Source organism: Aquabacter spiritensis (assembly GCF_004346185.1).
Taxonomy (GTDB): Bacteria; Pseudomonadota; Alphaproteobacteria; order Rhizobiales; family Xanthobacteraceae; genus Aquabacter; species Aquabacter spiritensis.
This window is the reverse complement of sequence record NZ_SMAI01000008.1, coordinates 178,528-195,020: the sequence shown is the minus strand read 5'-3', so window position 1 is coordinate 195,020 and position 16,493 is coordinate 178,528. Positions and strand designations below refer to the sequence as shown.

Here is a 16,493-nt window from a genome sequence, read left to right as displayed (position 1 = left end):
GCATGACCTCCGGATCGCACCCGCAACTGCTCGAAGACCATGTCGCCGACGGCATGGTCGCGCGCCGCGGGCTGGTGGCGTTCCCGCATCATTGGCAGGTCCCGGCCGCGACGGAGAAGGCCGCCTTCGCGGCGATGTCCGTGCGCGGCGAGGCGGGAGACTTCGTCTATGTCGGGTTTCCCTGGGCGACGGTGATCGACGGCCTGCGCAACGACGCGCCGCAGACCTGGGATCTCCTGCGCAATCTGGCGGCGCTGCGCGCGCGCCTGGAGGGCGAAGGGCGCCGCCGCGCGACGGTGGCGCAGCACATCAATGCCGACAAGTTCGTCGACCTCTTCAAGGCCCTGGGCGTGACGGACCTGTTCTGGTCGCACGCCCGCGTCGGCCAGGCCGAGATCGACGGGATCGCGCTCCATCCCTTTCCGCTGTTTCCGGCGCAGACCCCGGACGGCCGCGAAGCGGGGGATCCCCACCGCGCGCGCCGCTATGTCGCGAACTTCATCGGCGCCTACAATCCCAGGGTCTATCTCACCGATGTGCGGGAGCAGATCTTCGCCGACCGGGACGCCGCGCCCGATCTCCTGATCGTGCGCCGCGAGGCGTGGCACTTCGACCGGGCGGTCTATTCCGAGCAGATGAAGGGCGTGCCCGCAGACGCGGCGCGCCTGCGGCTCGAGGCGGCGCACAAGGCGGAATACCTGCAGGCCATGCGGGATTCCCTCTTCACCCTCTGCCCCTCGGGCTCCGGCCCCAATTCGATCCGCATCTACGAGGCGCTGGCGGTGGGCTCGATCCCGATCATCCTGACGCGCGAGCTCGGCCTCGCCGGCGACCCGGCGCTGTGGGAGCGGACCTGCCTCATCGCGGAAGACAGTGTCCGCGGCTACCGCGACGCGCTGGCGCGGGCCCGCGCCATGTCGGTCGCCGAAGTCCGCGACCGCCAGCGCGCCCTTGCGGCTTTGTTTGCGATGGTGGGCCCGCAAGGGTATGGAGATTTGATCGCGGACGCGATGGCGGACGGCGCGCCCGCCGGCCGCGCGTCGATGGCTTCGCGTGAGAAGGGGTGACCGTCTTGCGATACCCGGTTTTGACCCAATGCCTCCGCCTGGTCCGGGAAATCTCTCCTGCCGCGACCCGGCAGATCGTCGATGTGGGCGTTCAGGTGAAGACGGACTTCCTGATGGAGGTTTTTCCCGACCGCCATCACCATCTGTTCGAGCCGACGACGCTCTACCATCCGCAGCTCGAGAAGAATTACCGAGACAAGGGCATAGATTTTACATTGCACAAGATCGCCTTGAGCGATTCCGACGGCGTTTTGTATTTGCACAATACAAGCAATGACGGCTCCGGCCGCGTGACGCACGCCCAGATCAGGCCGGAGCGCGACGAAGGCATGCAGCATCTGGTGAAGATCGAGGAGGTCGCGACACGGCGCCTCGATACCGCGTTCGCGGAGAACCCGCTGGAGGACCTGTCCTACATCGTCAAGCTCGATGTCGACGGTGTCGAGGAGCGGATCATCGCCGGCGGCGCCGCCGTGCTGAAGGGCGCCTCCTTCATCATCATCGAGACCTCCATCGGGCGCCAGGACATGTGCTCCCGCGCGGCCCTGCTCGAAAAGCTGGGCTTCAGGATCTTCGATATCTGCGACAATGCCTATTATTACGGCCAGCTCGCTTTGGTTGATCTCGTGATGATCAACAACCGGCTGAGGAATACGGAAATCAAATACCGTCCCTGGTCCTATGCCGACGGCAAGGTCCATTGGCCGAAATGGCAGCATGGGTTCCGTGACCTGGAGAAGGTGCCGTTTGGGAATCCGTATGATTGAGGTTTTACAAGGGGCTAGAGCATCATTAAAATGGTGCCATATTTGCCGGTTGTAAAATACTTTCCAAAATTCAAAGGATATAGGCCTGTTCAAATAAGTTAAGGTCAACCTATAACCGTTAGGCCAGTCTTACTATTGGGGGTGTAAATGAGTTCGGAAACTTATAACCCTGCTGAGTATTGGAATATGCGAGAACACCCGAACACAGCGGCTGCTCCCGACATTAATGTTCACGATAGACAATTTATCACCCCCATTTTAGAGGAGGCTAAATCTGTATTGGAGCTTGGCCCTGGGGTAGGCCGACTATTTCCTCTTTACAAGAATGTACCTCGAGTTGCGACTGTTGATCTTTCGAGAAATTACGCGGATCGAGCCAAAGATGCCGCCCTTAACGTTGGAATCTCGGTTGAAGCCTTCTATTTAGATACTCCCCTCGCGCCCCTTCCATTTATGGCCGGGGAGTTCGATGTTGGAATAGCTGCGCATGTTTTAATGCATGTGCCTTTCGAGAACATCGAGCACTCCATGTCCGAACTCGCTCGTGTTTGCAAGCAGGTCCGAGTCATTTCGGTTGTTCATCGATTTTGGCCTAAGAAGGGTACAAGGTTCGACCCGAAATGGCACTGCTTTAATCATGATTACGAGGCGATTTGTAAGTCGCTCAATCTCCAATTTGGTGATTACGAAAAATTCAGTGAAGGCGCGGACATAGGTAGTTTCGGGTTTTCATTCAGACTCAATTCATAAATCGTCACTCCAATGTTGTTTTTTGAATAAATAGTCGAAGATTCCCCACCCGCTTTTGATGATTGTATATTCTGAGGTGGGTGGGTGTTGGTCGCTGCGGACGAGTTGGTTACGGTTTATCCGCTTTTGAACGTGAATAAATTCAGCAACATATGATGTTGCATGCAGTGCAAAATTTAGATGTCTCGCATGTGCTCGCGGTCGAGGAAGTTCCGAAACTAATGGCGGTTGAATAATGCAAACTCTTACGGCGCTTCTCACTCGGTTCAGTGTGCCTTATCCCGTGTGGGACGATAGCCCGCCCGAGGCCTATGACGCTTGGCTCGAAGTGCGGCTTGATTTGCTAGCCCGCTATACTCTGCCGAGCATTCAAAATCTGGACGTGAAGCCTGACTGTTGGATACTCCTAGTAGGGCCGCATACGCCGGAATTTTTTGCTCGATTGGAGGGTGTCGTCACTAAGGCTCAGGTTCCTGTCAAATTGGTTCCATGCAGTCGTGGCGTACCCGTATCGAAATCAATAGCGGTTGCGCTCGCCGACGAGTTCTCGCTTCCTCTGAGATTGTGCACAGTACGACTCGATTCTGATGATGTCATAGCATCAGATTTCTTTTCTCGCATCGCAGCAGTGTTGCACTCCGAGGGGGATACGTCGAATTTCGGAATTAGTTTTCCGGGGGGTGCCGTTTACGAAGCAGCGCTCGACCAATTCAGTTTCTTAGGCTATGCTGACAACCCTTTTATTGGGTACGTAGAAGTTGTGGAAGCCTGGGATAGACTAAAGACGGTATTTTCAAGAATGCATATTGATTTTCTAGCGCATGTGCCGCGGTCAATCTATATACGGTCAACATATCCCATGTGGTGTTCGGTTGTGCATAACCATAATCTTGAAAATGCCGTACTATTGAAAGGCGTAAGAGTGATATTGGAAGATGCGCCGGCGCTACGAGGTAGGTTTGGTTTCTCGGCGAATCCTTGATGCATTCGTGAATGGGGCGTGTGTTGGAATCTACTTAATGCAAATCGTATGATTGCGGCTCTGAGGGGCGAGAGGTGCGCCTGAGATCCTTCAAATACAGACCGCGCAGATCCAAGAGCCTCAGCATGTGTTGAATTCTACGACGATATTCTGAATGTAAAAATATGCCCTCAGGCGATGTACGCGGGGGCGGCTGTTTGTGCACTTCCTTCATTCCCAACTGAGGGGCGAAAATGCTCGATGAAATCAAAGCCGCTTATCCGTGGCCGGCCGAACGGCCGCTTTCGGCGGATGACGCATTCAGTTTTTCTTTGGATGGTGGGGGCAGGGACATTCTCACCCAGGCCTTTGACCAGCTTCGACCGTCGCTCATGATCGAGATTGGGTCTCTTCTTGGGGGCTCCGCATTGCAATGGTTAATAAAAAATCCGAAAATGCATCTGGTTTGTGTCGATCCATGGGCTGATACGATGTATAATTACATCAAAACGATGGTCGGAGCGCCATGGGCGGTAAATTATGGAGACGAAAACTTAATTAGATACGCTAGTCTGTTGCAAAAATATGGGACCTTGCCTGTTGTGCAGAACAACTTGTGGGATTACCGGGACCGCGTGACTTTGATAAGAAGTCGAATTCAAGAGTGTGATGTAGTGTCGAGCTTGCGTCCGGACATGGTTTTCATCGACGCAATGAAGGAGCGAGACGAGTTCGATTTTGTGAACACGGTATTTCCAGATGCAATGGTCTGTGGGGATGATTGGAATTGGATTGATAAAAATGGAAAAAAGGTAATCCAAATGTATGCGCAAGACGTCGCAAATTCGAGGGGCGGCGAAGTTTATGCGAAAGCGGCCACGTTCTTGATCGACGAGCCAAGATTCGGTCTCTCATATTCTGGAACATCTCGTCATTGGCTGCATGTTCCGATTATATGATTTCTATCAAATTTTAAATTTGATTTGATAATGATATTCCGCATGTAAACGAATTCATGAATTAAAAATGAAGGTGCCTAATAAACGCTCATAACTGGATGGAGTCGAGCTTATGCATTACCTAAAATTTCTAAAAGCTCTGCATGATCGGTTTGATCCAGAAGTTTACTTTGAAATCGGTGTCCGACGGGGTGCATCCATGACCCTAGCTCGGAGAACTGCAATAGGTGTGGATCCGTCATATCTAATTGAGAATCCACTGTGCGAAGATGCGCACCTGTTTCAAGAAAAAAGCGATGACTTTTTTGCAACTAAGAAGCTGTCAGATGTTTTAGGTTCTCGTAAAATTGATTTAGCGTTTATAGATGGTTGGCATAACTTCGAATTTGCATTGCGTGACTTTATCAACACGGAGTCGTACTGTAATCGTCGAAGTATAGTTGTATTTGACGATGTCCGACCCCGGAGTGAGAGCGAGGCTGTCCGACAGCCGCATGGTGGAGCTTGGACCGGGGATGTGTGGCGAATAGTGGATTGCCTTACGAAGTATCGACCCGACCTGAAGCTAACCCTGGCTGCTACTAATCCAACTGGGCTCCTGATTGTCGAGGAGCTCGATCCTGCATCAAAGGGTCTGAGCAGCCGATATAAGGAAATCGAAGTCGAATACCTTGATCCAACATTGCCCCTAATGCCCGGGCCGGAGTTGCTGAGTCGGTTCATTACGCCTGAAGCTGCGCTATTGAGCATTGGCCAGGCGCGTTAAAGGGGGAATTTCTGGACCTTCCGCTTGCTGCAGACCATTGGATCTGTCCGTGTCCGGGGACAGCCTTTATCGGCGTTGCAGATCGATTGACAGCGAGGTCACGACTCCCCCCTCACGCCCCCGAGATCGCCGGCACCGCGGCGACCAGGACGAGGCCGGCGAAGAGGGCGAGGAGGTAGGGCCAGATCGCGCCGATCGCCTCGTCGGGGGAGACGTTGCCGATCTTGCAGGCGAGGTAGAAGCCGATGCCGATCGGCGGGGTCATCAGCCCGATATTCATCGCGGTGACGACGACCATGGAATAATGAATGTCGTTGATGCCGAGTTTACGGGCTATCGGGTACATTAACGGCGCCATTAGGACGATAGCAGGCAGCCCTTCCAGGATACAGCCGAGCACCAGAAACAGCGCGATCGACACCGCCATGAAGCCGATCCAGCCGCCCGGAAGGCCGGCCATGAGGGTCGCGAGATCCTGGGCGATGCCGGCCTGGGTGATCGCCCAGGCCATGGCGACCGCGCAGGCGAGGATCATCAGGATCGTGCCGGTCAGCGCCGCGGTCTCCACCAGCATGGCATAAAAGGTGCGCCGCGAGATGCCGCCATACAGCACCATCCCGATGAACAGGGCATAAACCACTGCGAAGGTGGAGACTTCGGTCGCCGTCGCCATGCCGCCGGAGACCGCGCTGCGGATCAGGAAGGGCAGGACCAAAGCCGGCGCCGCGACCAGAAGGGTGCGCCAGATCAGGCCGGGAGAGGCGCGGCGGACCCCGTCCATCTTCTCGTCCCGCGCCAGAAAGCGCGCCAGCGCCGCCAGCGCCGCGAGCAGAACCAGCGCCACCACGAAGCCGGCCGTGAACAGCCCGGCGATCGACACCCCCGCCACAGAACCCAGCACGATCAAGACGATGGACGGTGGTACCGTGTCCGCCATGGCGGCCCCGGTCGCCAGCAGGGCGATCATGTCCTTCGGCCTGTGGCCGCGCCGCTTCATCTCCGGAAACAGCGCCGGCGCCACCGTCGCCATGTCGGAGACCTTCGAGCCGGAAATCCCCGATACCACGAACAGCGAGCCGAGCAGGACATAGGACATGCCGGCCTTCACATGGCCGAGCAGCGAGGCGAGGAAATCGACGATCGCCTTCCCCATCCCGGTCGAATCGAGGATGCAGCCGAGCAGCACGAACACCGGCACGGACAAGAGGATGAGGCTCGACATGCCCTCGTCCATGCGGCCGATCATGACGAAGACCGGGACGCGCGTGGCGAAGGCGAGATAGGTCACCGTCCCGATGCCGAAACAGAAGGCGATCGGCACGCCCCCGGCGAGACACAGGGCGACGAACACCACCAGAAACAACAGGATCGTGACATTCCCGGCATGGATCAGCGCCGGCGAGGCCAGCCAGAGCAGACCGAGCACCGCGCCGATGATGGCCAGGCTGACGACAAGGTCACGCAGCGTGCCGCGCTTCACCGCCTGCGCCACCGCGAGCGCGGCCATGGCGCAGATCCCGAACGGCAGCGCCGCCGCCCGGTAGCTGCCGGCGATGTTCAGCGCCGGCGTGGTGATGAACCGCTCCTCCATCATATAATCGAACGCGGGATAGGCGAGCGCGAGCAGGAAGGCCGCCACCAGCAGCAGCGCCAGCGTCTCGACGAAGCCCTTCGCCCGGTCGGGAAGCACCCGCAGGACCAGCGTCAGACGCAGATGCTCGTTGCGGTCGAGCGCGATCAGCGACCCGAGCATCGCCAGCCAGATGAACGAGATGGACGACACCTCGTCGATCCAGACGACGGGGAGCGAGAAGAAATACCGCGAGATCGCCCCGGTCAGCAGCAACCCGACGACGACGACCAGCAGCGCCGAGGCGACGGCCTCCACAGGGCGCATGAAACGCGACCCCGCGCGGGGCGCCTCGGTCTCGGCGACGAGGGGCAACGTATCGTCGGCTGACGCCATGTCGGTCCGGTCCCTCGAAGAGGCAGGGGCGCGCCGCGCCCCCGCAGGTGATCGGGAAATGGCGTGATCAGGACAGCTGGCCGGAATATTTCTCCAGCAGCGACCAGGCTTCGTCGCCATATTTGCCCTTCCACTCGGCATAGAAGCCGGCGGAGCGGAGCTTGTCGCGGAAGCTGTCGGGCTTGGTCTCGTTGAACACCATGCCCTTGTCGGTCAGCTCCTTGCGCAGCGAGGCGTTGAGCGCAGCGACGTCGGCGCGCTCCTTCTCCCCGGCGGCATTGACGTTCTTCGCGACGATGGCGCGCAGATCCTCCGGCAGCCGCTCGAAGGCGCGGCGGTTCGCGAGGAACCAGAAGCCGTCCCACATATGGTTGGTGAGGGAGCAATATTTCTGCACCTCGAACAGCTTCGCCGTGGCGATGATGGCGAGCGGGTTCTCCTGGGCGTCGACCACCTTGGTCTGGAGCGCGGTATAGACCTCGGCGAAATTGATCGAGGCCGGGGCGGAATCGAACGCCTTGAACATCGAAGTCCAGAGCGGCGAGACCGGAACCCGGATCTTCAGGCCCTTGAAATCGGCCGCGCTCTCGATCGGCTTGGTCGAGGTGGTGGTCTGGCGGAAGCCGTTGTCCCAGATCTTGTCCATCGCCACGAGGCCGAACTTGCCGATCTGGCCCCGCACATAGGCGCCGAGCTCGCCATCCATCGCCTTCCAGACCGTATCGTAGTTCGGGAAGGCAAAGCCGATCCCGCTGATCGAGGCGTTGGGGACGAGCGTTGAGAGGATGAGCGGGGAGAGGGTGAAGAATTCGATGCCGCCCGAGCGCAGCTGGCTCAGCATGTCGGTGTCGCCGCCGAGCTGGCTGGAGGGGAATACCTTGATCTCGACCCGCCCGTTGGTCTCCTTGCGGATCGCCTCCACCATCTCGTTGGCCCGCACGTTCATGGGGTGCGTGACCGGAAGATTGTTGGCGTATTTGTAGGAGAATTCCGCGCTCTGGGCGCGGGCGACGAACGGCGCTGCGATTCCGCCCACGAATGCGGTGGCGGCGCCCGCCTTCAACAGGCTGCGACGGCTCAGACCCATGACGACCTCCTCCTTGGCGGCCCGGCGGGCCGGCTTCCTCGCGGGCCCGCTTCGGGGCCGGTTCTTGTCCGCCCCTTGTGAGGGGCGATGGCCGAGAGATACAGTCTCGCCCCGAACTTGTCGTCGGGTCTCTAACGCAACTTAAGTATAAGGTCCATTGCATGGATCATGGGGAAGGACGCGCCGGATCCGCGGCGCCGCGGGGCGGCATCGTCCCCTGTACCAAGCGTGTCATGAATCTCTCCCACGTCCTGCGCCAGGCGGCGCGGCGGTTCCCCGAGGCCGTCGGCTTCGTCCACGGGGACACCACCGTCACCTGGGCGGAAATGGACGCCCGCGTCGATGCCATGACCGCCGGCCTTGCCGCGCGCGGCATCGCCAAGGGCGACCGGGTTCTGGTCCAGTCCAAGAATTGCCTCGAAATGTTCGAGAGCATGTTCGCCTGTTTCCGGCTCGGTGCGGTCTGGGTGCCGACCAATTTCCGCCAGACCCCCGACGAGGTGGCCTATCTCGCCACCGCCTCCGGTGCGCGGGCGATGATCTGCCATGCCGACTTTCCCGACCATGTGGCGGCGGTCCGGCGCGAAGCGCCCGCGATCACAACGGTGATCGCAATCGGTGCGGCCCCGTTCGGGCCGACGTATCAGTCGGTGGTCGCCGCCCATCGCGGTGCCGCCGTGGTGCCGGCGGATGTCGAGCACGACGATCCCTGCTGGTTCTTCTTCACCTCCGGCACGACCGGGCGCCCCAAGGCGGCGGTGCTGACCCATGGCCAGATGGGCTTCGTCATCACCAATCATCTCTGCGACCTGATGCCGGGAACGACCCATGCGGACGCCTCCCTGGTGGTCGCCCCGCTGTCGCACGGCGCCGGCATCCACCAATTGGTCCAAACCGCGCGGGCGGCCAAGACCATCCTTCTCGCGGCGGAAAAGTTCGACGTCGCGGAGGCGTGGCGGCTGGTCGAGACCTGGCGCGTCACCAATCTCTTCACCGTCCCGACCATCACCAAGCTTCTGGTCGAACATCCGAGCGTCGACGCCTACGACCATTCCAGCCTGCGCTACGTGATCTATGCCGGCGCGCCGATGTACCGGGAGGATCAGAAGCGCGCCCTCGCCAAGCTCGGCAAGGTGCTGGTGCAATATTTCGGCCTCGGCGAAGTGACCGGCAACATCACCGTCCTGCCCCCCGCCGATCACGAGCCGGAGGACGGCCCGAACCTCAAGCTCGGCACCTGCGGTTTCGAGCGCACCGGCATGCAGGTGCAGATCCAGGACGAGTCGGGGCGGGAGCGGGCGCCGTTCGAGACCGGCGAGATCTGCGTCGCAGGTCTCGCGGTGTTCGCCGGCTATTACAACAATCCCGAAGCCAATGCGGCCGCCTTCCGCAACGGCTGGTTCCGCACCGGCGATCTCGGCCACATGGACGCGCAGGGCTTCGTCTACATTACGGGCCGGGCCTCCGACATGTACATATCGGGCGGTTCGAACGTCTATCCCCGCGAGGTCGAGGAGAAGCTTCTGGCGCATCCCGCCTTGGCGGAGGTGGCGATCCTCGGCGTTCCCGATCCGGTGTGGGGGGAGGTCGGTGTGGCGGTGTGCGTGCCGCGCCCCGAGGCTACGGTGAGCGAGGCCGAATTGCTCGCCTTTCTCGACGGCAAGGTGGCGCGCTACAAGCTGCCCCGCCGTGTCTTCCTGTGGGACGCGCTGCCGAAATCGGCCTATGGCAAGATCACCAAAAAAATGGTGCGGGAGGCGCTTGAGGCGCGCGGCGACCTGCCGATCGCGGCCGTTCTGGAGCGGTCGGCGTGACCACCATGCCGCGCCTGCTGCGTCATCCCGGGCCCGTCGCGCCGAACCGCCGCGAGAGCCGCGCCGAGGCGCGCGGGCGGGCGGTGCGGTTCCACCTGCTTCCCGGCCGGTCGCTGCATGCGTGTCTGGTCGCGGCGCTCGGCCAAAACGGCGTCGCTTCGGCCGTGTTCACGCTGCAGGGCGGCGCCTTCTCCCGGCTGAGCTATTGCATCGCCGCGCCCAATCCCGAGGGGCCGCAGGTCGCGCGCTATTCCGATCCGATCGAGGCCGGACCTGCGGCGGCGATCGGCGGCGGCGGCGCGCTCGGGCGGGATGCCGGCGGGCTCCCGCTGGTTCATTGCCACGCCCTCTTCTGCGATGCGCAGGGTTCGGTGTTCGGCGGCCATGTCCTGCCGCATGCGGCGATCGTGGGAGACGATCCCCCCGTCGTCCATGCCCGCATGTTCGCGGCGGTCTGGATCGCGCAGAGGCCCGACCCCGAGACCGCCATGTCGGTGTTCCATCCCGTTCCGGTGGAGCGCGCTCATGCCGTCTGAGATCCGGCTGGAAGTGGGCCGCACGGGGCGGCTGCTTTATGCGCGCATCCGCCCGAACGAGGATCTGGTCGGCGCCGTGGAAGCGGTGTGTGCGGAGAACGGCTTTGCAGCCGCCCTGGTGCGCGCCAGCCTGGGCAGCCTGACGGAGGCTTGGCTCCAAGCCGCCGGAGGGGCGGAGGTTCACGTGCGCGGTGCCGCGGTCGAGACGCTGAGCCTTTCCGGCGAGGTCCGCACCATCGACGGCACTCTTGAGGCCTGCCTGTTCGGCACGGTGTCGGATGCGCAGGGCCGGGTCTATGGCGGGCGCTTTCTCGCCGGGCGCAATCCGGTCTGCGTCACCTTCGAACTCGCGCTCGAGGAATGGATCGCGGGTGACAGCTAAAGCCGCGCACAGGCGCATAAGAAACTTCGGACATGGGAGAAGAGCGTGCCGGATCATGGAAGCGTCCTGGTAACGGGAGGGGCCTCGGGGATCGGTCTCGCGCTGGTGGAGGACTTGCTGAAGGCGGGTTGGCGGGTCGTCGCCGCCGACGTCTCCGAGGCGAATCTCGCTGCGACCCAGGCCGCGCTCGCAGGTCACGGCAATGCGCTGCGGGTTCTTCAGCTCGATGTCACGGACGAGCCGGCTGTGGTCGAGACGGTCGCGGCTGTCGACCGCGACTTCGGGCCGCTGCGCGGCGTCGTGAATTGCGCGGGCATCGCCCGCGACGTTCCGGCCCTCGACACGTCGGCCGACCTGTTCCGCAAGATCCTCGACGTCAATCTGGTCGGCACCTTTGTCGTGGCGCGGGAGGCGGCGCGGGCGATGAAGGCGAATGGCGGCGGTTCGATCGTCAATATCGCCTCTGTGTCCGGCCAGAGGGGCAATCTCGGCCGCTCGGCCTATGGCTCCTCCAAGGCCGGGGTTATCCTCCTGACCCAGGTGATGGCGGTGGAACTCGCCGCCGACAATGTGCGGGTGAATGCCGTCGCGCCGGGGCCGATCGAAACGCCCCTCGTCAAGGCGTTGCATACCAATGAGGCCCGCGCGGCTTGGATGCGGACGGTGCCGATGAAGCGCTATGCGGCGCCGGGCGAGGTCGCCGGCGCGATCGCGTTTCTCCTCGACGGGACCAAATCCGGCTTCGTCACGGGCCAGACCCTGGGGGTCGATGGTGGCTTCGCCGCCGGGGGGCTGATCGGCCAGTAGATTTGCGCCTGAGGCGAAAATGCCGGCTGCCGGGACGGCGGCCACCCGCCCGGCGGGGGCGCGGATTGACACGAACCCGGGCGGGGCCTTCCGTGCGGGACCAATCGGGACGATCGTCATGCAGGTTCAAGGACACGCCGCTCTGATCACGGGGGCCGCTTCGGGGCTCGGCGCGGCCACCGCGCGGGCACTTTCGGCGGCCGGCGCGAAAGTGGCGCTGCTCGATTTCAACGAGGCAGGGGCCCGCGCCGTCGCCGAAGAGATCGGTGGCGCCGCCTTCGGCTGCGACGTCGCGCGCGCCGAGAGCGCTGTGGCCGCCGTCGAAGCGGCCGCTGCCGCGCACGGTCCGGCGCGCATCCTGGTGAACTGCGCCGGTGTGGCGGATGCCGGGAAAGTCGTGGGCCGCAATGGCCCGCTCGACCTCGACGCCTTCCGGCGCGTGATCGAGATCAATCTCATCGGCACCTTCAACATGATCCGCCTGTTCGCCGCCGGAGCGGCGGCGCTCGACCCTCTGGCAGGAGGAGAGCGGGGGGTGATCGTGTCGACCGCCTCGATCGCCGCTTTCGATGGGCAGATCGGGCAGGCGGCCTATGCCGCCTCCAAAGCCGGCGTGGCCGGGCTCACGCTTCCGGTGGCCCGCGAACTCGCAGGCGCCGGCATCCGCGCCATGACCATTGCGCCCGGCATCTTCGAGACGGCGATGCTGCGGGGCCTGCCGCAGGCGGTGCAGGACAGTCTCGGCGCCAGCGTGCCGTTTCCCTCGCGGCTCGGCCGGCCGGAGGAATATGCCGATCTGGTGCTCCATATCGTCGGCAATCCCATGCTCAACGGCGAGGTCATCCGGCTCGACGGCGCGCTGCGCATGCCGCCGCGATAGCGCCCGACCGGCGCGAACCGAAAGAGGAGGGGCGGACGTGACCGAAGAACAGCGCCTGATCCAGGAGACCGCCGCCGCCTTCTCGCGCGCGGTGCTGGCGCCCGGCGCCGCGCGGCGCGACCGCGAGAAGCGGATCGAGCCGGAGGTGTTCCGCAGCCTCGCCGAGCTCGGCTTCATGGGCATGACGGTGGCGCCGGAGCATGACGGGGCCGGCGCCGATTATGTCAGCTACGCGCTCGCCCTCATCGAAGTGGCGGCCGGCGACGGAGCGGTCTCCACCGTCATGAGCGTCCACAATGCCCCCTTCAACGCCATTCTGGAGCGCTACGGCACGCCGGACCAGAAAGCGCAGGTGCTGCGACCGGCGGCGCGCGGCAACTTTATCGGCGCGTTCGGCCTGACCGAGGCCGAGGCCGGGTCCGATGCCGGCGCGCTCGCCACCCGCGCCGTGCGGCACAACGACCGCTATGTGCTGAATGGCGGCAAGGAATTCATCACGTCCGGCGCCATCGGCGGCTGGATCATCCTGTTCGCGCGGGTCGAGGGGGCGGCGACCAAGAGCCCCATCACCGCCTTTCTGGTGCCGACCTCGGCCAAGGGCTATGTCGTCGCCAAGGTCGAGGACAAGCTCGGCCAAAGGGCCTCCGACACCTGTTCGCTGCGCTTCGAGGATCTCGAAGTGCCATCCGAATTCCGCATCGGGGAGGAGGGGGAGGGCTATCGCATCGCCCTCTCCTCGCTCGAAACCGGGCGGATCGGAATCGCCGCGCAGAGCGTCGGCATGGCGCGCTCCGCCTACACGGCGGCCCTCGCTTATGCCAAGGAGAGGCGGGCGTTCGGCAAGGCGATCTTCGACCATCAGGCGGTGGCATTCCGCCTCGCCGAGATGCGGGCCGACCTCGAGGCCGCGACACAGCTCGTCCTCAGCGCGGCGCGGCTGAAGGATGCCGGCATTCCCTGCCTCACCGAGGCCGCCATTGCGAAACTGTTCGCCTCCGAGGCCGCCGAGCGGATCGTTTCGCGCGCGCTGCAGACCTTCGGCGGCTATGGCTATCTCGCCGATTTTCCGGTCGAGCGGATCTATCGCGACGTCCGGGTCTGCCAGATCTACGAAGGCACGTCCGACATTCAGAAGATCATCATCGCCCGCGCCATCGGTGCCTGATCGCGACAGGCGGTGCGGAACCGCAGGCGCGGCCGTGCGGTTCACTCCCTGCGCACAGGTGCACCAGCACCGTTCTTTCCGCCGAGGCGCCGGCGTCGACGGGGGACGCCGTGAAGGCTCGAATTCGAAAGCTGTTCAACGATCTCGGCGAGACCTTCTGGGTCGTGCCCGGCCTGGCCGTGGCAGCGGGCATTCTTCTGGCCTTGGGCCTCGTCCATGTGGATCGCACCGACTCCCTGACGGACGGGCTTCGCAAGACCTGGCTCTATGACGGCGGCGGCACCGGCGCCCGGACCCTGCTCGGCGCCATCGCGTCGTCCGCGATCGGCGTCGCAGGCACGGTTTTCTCGATCACCATCGCAGCCTTGTCGCTCGCGGCGGGCCAGATGGGGCCCCGGCTTTTGCGCAACTTCACGCGCGACCGGGGCAACCAGCTCACCCTCGGAATCTTTCTCGGCACTTTCGCTTATGCCTTGATGGTCCTGCGCAGCATCCGCACCCAGGACGAGGGGGAGTTCGTCCCGCATCTGGCGCTCAGCGCTGGGCTGTTCCTCGCTATGATCTGCGTCGCGACCTTGGTCTATTTCGTGGCTCATATCGCCTCGCGCATCAATGTCGATACGGTGATCGACCTGGTCGGAGAGGATCTGCGCGCCGCGATCCAGCGCCTCACGACCAAGGAGCCGCAACCGGAGGCACCGGATGCGTCGATCTGGTCCGATGGGCAGGTGGTGTGCGATCCGCGGCGCGGATATCTGCAAGAGCTCGACACAGACGGCCTCGCCGATTGGGCGGCGGAGAGGGACGCGCAGATCCTCCTTCTCGTCCGTCCGGGCGATCATGTCTTCCCGGGCTCGCCCATCGCGGTGGTGACGCCGGAAACCGAGGGGGCGCAAGAGGCGGTCCGCGCGGCCACCGCGCTCGGCTCGAAGCGCATGTCTTCGGCAGACCTCGAATTCGCCGTGCGTCAGCTGGTCGAGGTCGCCGTGCGGGCTTTGTCCCCGGGCATCAATGATCCCTACACCGCACTGAGCGTGCTGGACCGGCTTGGCGCCGCCTTGTGCGACATCGGGCCGTTCCATCTGCGCAGTGGCGTGGTGATGCGGCAGGGCAAGCCGGTCCTGGTGGTCCGCAACGTCGATTATGACGGGCTCGCCGATTCCATGTTCCACCTGATCCGGCAGAATGCCCGCGGCAGTGCGACGGTACTCGTCCGGCAGCTGGAGGTGCTCGCCGCTATCGCCAGTTGCGAAACCGCGCCCCACCGCCTCGCCACGCTGTCCCGCCATGCGGGTCTGGTCTTGGCCGACGCCGAGCGCAGCGTGTCCAATGCGGACGATCTCGACGATGTGCGCAATCGCTACCGCCGCTTCATTCGAACCCGGCGCGGCGAGGTCCTGGCCGCATCGGGCCGCGTCGATCCTCACGCACCGTAATAGCTGCGGTACCACGCGACGAAGCGCGCCACCCCGTCCCGGACGGGAGTCTTCGGCCGGTAGCCCACCGCGGCCATCAGCGCGGAAACATCGGCCCGCGTGTCCGGCACGTCGCCGGGTTGGGCCGGCATCATCTGCTTGATCGCCTTGCGCCCGAGGCAGTCCTCGAGCACCTCGATATAGTCGATCAGGTGGACCGGCGAGTCGTTGCCGATATTGAAGATCCGGAACGGAGCATTGGAAGCCGCGGGATCGGGACGGTCCGAATTCCAGTCCGGATCGGGTTGCGCGACCTGGTCGCTCGCCCGCACCACGCCCTCGACGATATCGTCGACGAAGGTGAAGTCTCGGGTATGGTGGCCGTGATTGAACACCTCGATGGGCTCGCCCGCGAGAATCCGTCGCGTGAACAGGAACAGGGCCATGTCGGGCCGCCCCCAGGGGCCATAGACGGTGAAGAACCGCAAGCCCGTGGTCGGCAGCCGGAACAGGTGACTGTAAGAGTGCGCCATCAGTTCGTTGGCGCGCTTGGTGGCGGCGTAAAACTGCAGTGGATGATCGGCGCCCGCATGCTCGGAGAAGGGCAGCCGCGTGTTCGCCCCGTAGACGCTCGATGTCGACGCATATGTGAGATGTGCGACCGCGTGCCGGCGACAGGCTTCGAGGATGGCGCTGAAGCCGACCAAATTCGACGCCACGTAATCTTCGGGGTGGGTGATGGAATGCCGCACGCCCGCTTGTGCGGCGAGATGGATGACCCGGTCCACCCCGCCTGCGCCGAAACACGCCGCCAGCGCCGTGGGATCGGCGAGATCGCCACGCACAAAACGATAGGTGCCGGCACTTTCCTGCGCGGCGCGGGCCAGCTCGGCGAGCCGCGCCTCCTTCAGGGTGACGTCGTAATACGCGTTCACCGCATCAAGGCCGATGACGTCGTCCCCGCGTGCGAGGAGCGCGCGCGCCGTATGGTAACCAATGAAGCCGGCCGTGCCGGTCACCAAGATTTTCATGTCCCTGACGCTCAAGCAGGCCGCGACGTGCCGACCGATGCCTGGATACGCCGCCAGCTTCATCCGGCCAAGGGGCGAGCGTCGCGAGGCGGAGGCGCCGCCTTGACAGAAACGGCAACTCTGCGTTGATCGACGGGGCT

16 protein-coding genes are annotated in these 16,493 nt (G+C 63.1%); 13 read left to right on the top strand and 3 right to left on the bottom strand.

What is annotated here, in order from left to right; translation table 11 throughout:
* Positions 1 to 2 precede the first annotated feature (2 nt).
* The 6 genes from EDC64_RS14045 to EDC64_RS14020 all read left to right on the top strand — a co-directional run bounded on the left by EDC64_RS14045 (position 3) and on the right by EDC64_RS14020 (position 5,270).
* Positions 3 to 1,067 (top strand): exostosin domain-containing protein, encoded by a 1,065-nt coding sequence (locus tag EDC64_RS14045; protein ID WP_132032361.1) that lies wholly within the window; start codon positions 3 to 5, stop codon positions 1,065 to 1,067.
* A complete protein-coding gene (locus EDC64_RS14040; protein ID WP_132032359.1) occupies positions 1,064 to 1,834 on the top strand; it encodes an FkbM family methyltransferase in 771 nt (256 codons plus the stop codon). The genes EDC64_RS14045 and EDC64_RS14040 overlap by 4 nt, the downstream gene beginning before the upstream one ends.
* Before the next feature lie 147 nt (positions 1,835 to 1,981).
* Positions 1,982 to 2,584, top strand: coding sequence for a class I SAM-dependent methyltransferase (locus tag EDC64_RS14035; protein WP_132032357.1), 603 nt, complete (start codon positions 1,982 to 1,984; stop codon positions 2,582 to 2,584).
* Between the two features lie 235 nt (positions 2,585 to 2,819).
* On the top strand, positions 2,820 to 3,566 hold the full coding sequence (locus EDC64_RS24110) for a glycosyltransferase (protein ID WP_132032355.1): 747 nt from the start codon (positions 2,820 to 2,822) through the stop codon (positions 3,564 to 3,566).
* Positions 3,567 to 3,799: 233 nt separating this feature from the next.
* Positions 3,800 to 4,504, top strand: coding sequence for a hypothetical protein (locus tag EDC64_RS14025; protein ID WP_132032353.1), 705 nt, complete (start codon positions 3,800 to 3,802; stop codon positions 4,502 to 4,504).
* 112 nt (positions 4,505 to 4,616) lie between these two features.
* The gene (locus tag EDC64_RS14020; RefSeq protein WP_132032351.1) at positions 4,617 to 5,270 is read left to right on the top strand and encodes a class I SAM-dependent methyltransferase; all 654 of its coding nucleotides are present in this window, start codon (positions 4,617 to 4,619) and stop codon (positions 5,268 to 5,270) included.
* A 112-nt stretch (positions 5,271 to 5,382) separates the two neighbouring features.
* On the opposite strand, the gene EDC64_RS14015 is transcribed toward EDC64_RS14020, so the two are convergent.
* Both EDC64_RS14015 and EDC64_RS14010 read right to left on the bottom strand, forming a co-directional pair.
* Positions 5,383 to 7,236, bottom strand: a complete 1,854-nt coding sequence (locus EDC64_RS14015; RefSeq protein ID WP_132032349.1) for a TRAP transporter large permease subunit — start codon at positions 7,234 to 7,236, stop codon at positions 5,383 to 5,385.
* 67 nt (positions 7,237 to 7,303) lie between these two features.
* Positions 7,304 to 8,323: a TRAP transporter substrate-binding protein gene (locus tag EDC64_RS14010; protein WP_132032347.1), complete on the bottom strand. Its 1,020-nt coding sequence runs from the start codon at positions 8,321 to 8,323 to the stop codon at positions 7,304 to 7,306.
* A gap of 233 nt (positions 8,324 to 8,556) precedes the next feature.
* On the opposite strand from EDC64_RS14010, the gene EDC64_RS14005 reads away from it, so the two are divergent.
* The 7 genes from EDC64_RS14005 to EDC64_RS13975 all read left to right on the top strand — a co-directional run bounded on the left by EDC64_RS14005 (position 8,557) and on the right by EDC64_RS13975 (position 15,343).
* Entirely contained in the window at positions 8,557 to 10,137 is a 1,581-nt protein-coding gene (locus EDC64_RS14005; protein WP_245504705.1) for an acyl-CoA synthetase, read from the top strand.
* Between the two features lie 5 nt (positions 10,138 to 10,142).
* A complete protein-coding gene (locus EDC64_RS14000; protein ID WP_245504708.1) occupies positions 10,143 to 10,673 on the top strand; it encodes a PCC domain-containing protein in 531 nt (176 codons plus the stop codon).
* A complete protein-coding gene (locus tag EDC64_RS13995; protein WP_132032340.1) occupies positions 10,663 to 11,055 on the top strand; it encodes a PCC domain-containing protein in 393 nt (130 codons plus the stop codon). Before EDC64_RS14000 ends, EDC64_RS13995 begins: the two co-directional genes overlap by 11 nt.
* Before the next feature lie 45 nt (positions 11,056 to 11,100).
* On the top strand, positions 11,101 to 11,862 hold the full coding sequence (locus tag EDC64_RS13990; protein ID WP_132032338.1) for an SDR family NAD(P)-dependent oxidoreductase: 762 nt from the start codon (positions 11,101 to 11,103) through the stop codon (positions 11,860 to 11,862).
* Between the two features lie 118 nt (positions 11,863 to 11,980).
* Entirely contained in the window at positions 11,981 to 12,742 is a 762-nt protein-coding gene (locus tag EDC64_RS13985; RefSeq protein WP_132032336.1) for an SDR family NAD(P)-dependent oxidoreductase, read from the top strand.
* A gap of 37 nt (positions 12,743 to 12,779) precedes the next feature.
* Positions 12,780 to 13,907, top strand: coding sequence for an acyl-CoA dehydrogenase family protein (locus EDC64_RS13980; RefSeq protein ID WP_245504704.1), 1,128 nt, complete (start codon positions 12,780 to 12,782; stop codon positions 13,905 to 13,907).
* Between the two features lie 110 nt (positions 13,908 to 14,017).
* Entirely contained in the window at positions 14,018 to 15,343 is a 1,326-nt protein-coding gene (locus tag EDC64_RS13975; RefSeq protein ID WP_132032332.1) for a DUF2254 domain-containing protein, read from the top strand.
* On the opposite strand, the gene EDC64_RS13970 is transcribed toward EDC64_RS13975, so the two are convergent.
* Positions 15,331 to 16,353, bottom strand: a complete 1,023-nt coding sequence (locus tag EDC64_RS13970; protein ID WP_132032330.1) for an NAD-dependent epimerase — start codon at positions 16,351 to 16,353, stop codon at positions 15,331 to 15,333. The genes EDC64_RS13975 and EDC64_RS13970 overlap by 13 nt on opposite strands.
* Between the last annotated feature and the right edge of the window lie 140 nt (positions 16,354 to 16,493).

Coding starts and splice junctions, on each gene's coding strand:
- EDC64_RS14045 (WP_132032361.1), top strand. CDS start 3: ATGACCTCCGGATCGCACCCGCAACTGCTCGAAGACCATGTCGCCGAC.
- EDC64_RS14035 (WP_132032357.1), top strand. CDS start 1,982: ATGAGTTCGGAAACTTATAACCCTGCTGAGTATTGGAATATGCGAGAA.
- EDC64_RS24110 (WP_132032355.1), top strand. CDS start 2,820: ATGCAAACTCTTACGGCGCTTCTCACTCGGTTCAGTGTGCCTTATCCC.
- EDC64_RS14025 (WP_132032353.1), top strand. CDS start 3,800: ATGCTCGATGAAATCAAAGCCGCTTATCCGTGGCCGGCCGAACGGCCG.
- EDC64_RS14020 (WP_132032351.1), top strand. CDS start 4,617: ATGCATTACCTAAAATTTCTAAAAGCTCTGCATGATCGGTTTGATCCA.
- EDC64_RS14015 (WP_132032349.1), bottom strand. CDS start 7,236: ATGGCGTCAGCCGACGATACGTTGCCCCTCGTCGCCGAGACCGAGGCG.
- EDC64_RS14010 (WP_132032347.1), bottom strand. CDS start 8,323: ATGGGTCTGAGCCGTCGCAGCCTGTTGAAGGCGGGCGCCGCCACCGCA.
- EDC64_RS14005 (WP_245504705.1), top strand. CDS start 8,557: ATGAATCTCTCCCACGTCCTGCGCCAGGCGGCGCGGCGGTTCCCCGAG.
- EDC64_RS14000 (WP_245504708.1), top strand. CDS start 10,143: ATGCCGCGCCTGCTGCGTCATCCCGGGCCCGTCGCGCCGAACCGCCGC.
- EDC64_RS13995 (WP_132032340.1), top strand. CDS start 10,663: ATGCCGTCTGAGATCCGGCTGGAAGTGGGCCGCACGGGGCGGCTGCTT.
- EDC64_RS13985 (WP_132032336.1), top strand. CDS start 11,981: ATGCAGGTTCAAGGACACGCCGCTCTGATCACGGGGGCCGCTTCGGGG.
- EDC64_RS13970 (WP_132032330.1), bottom strand. CDS start 16,353: ATGAAAATCTTGGTGACCGGCACGGCCGGCTTCATTGGTTACCATACG.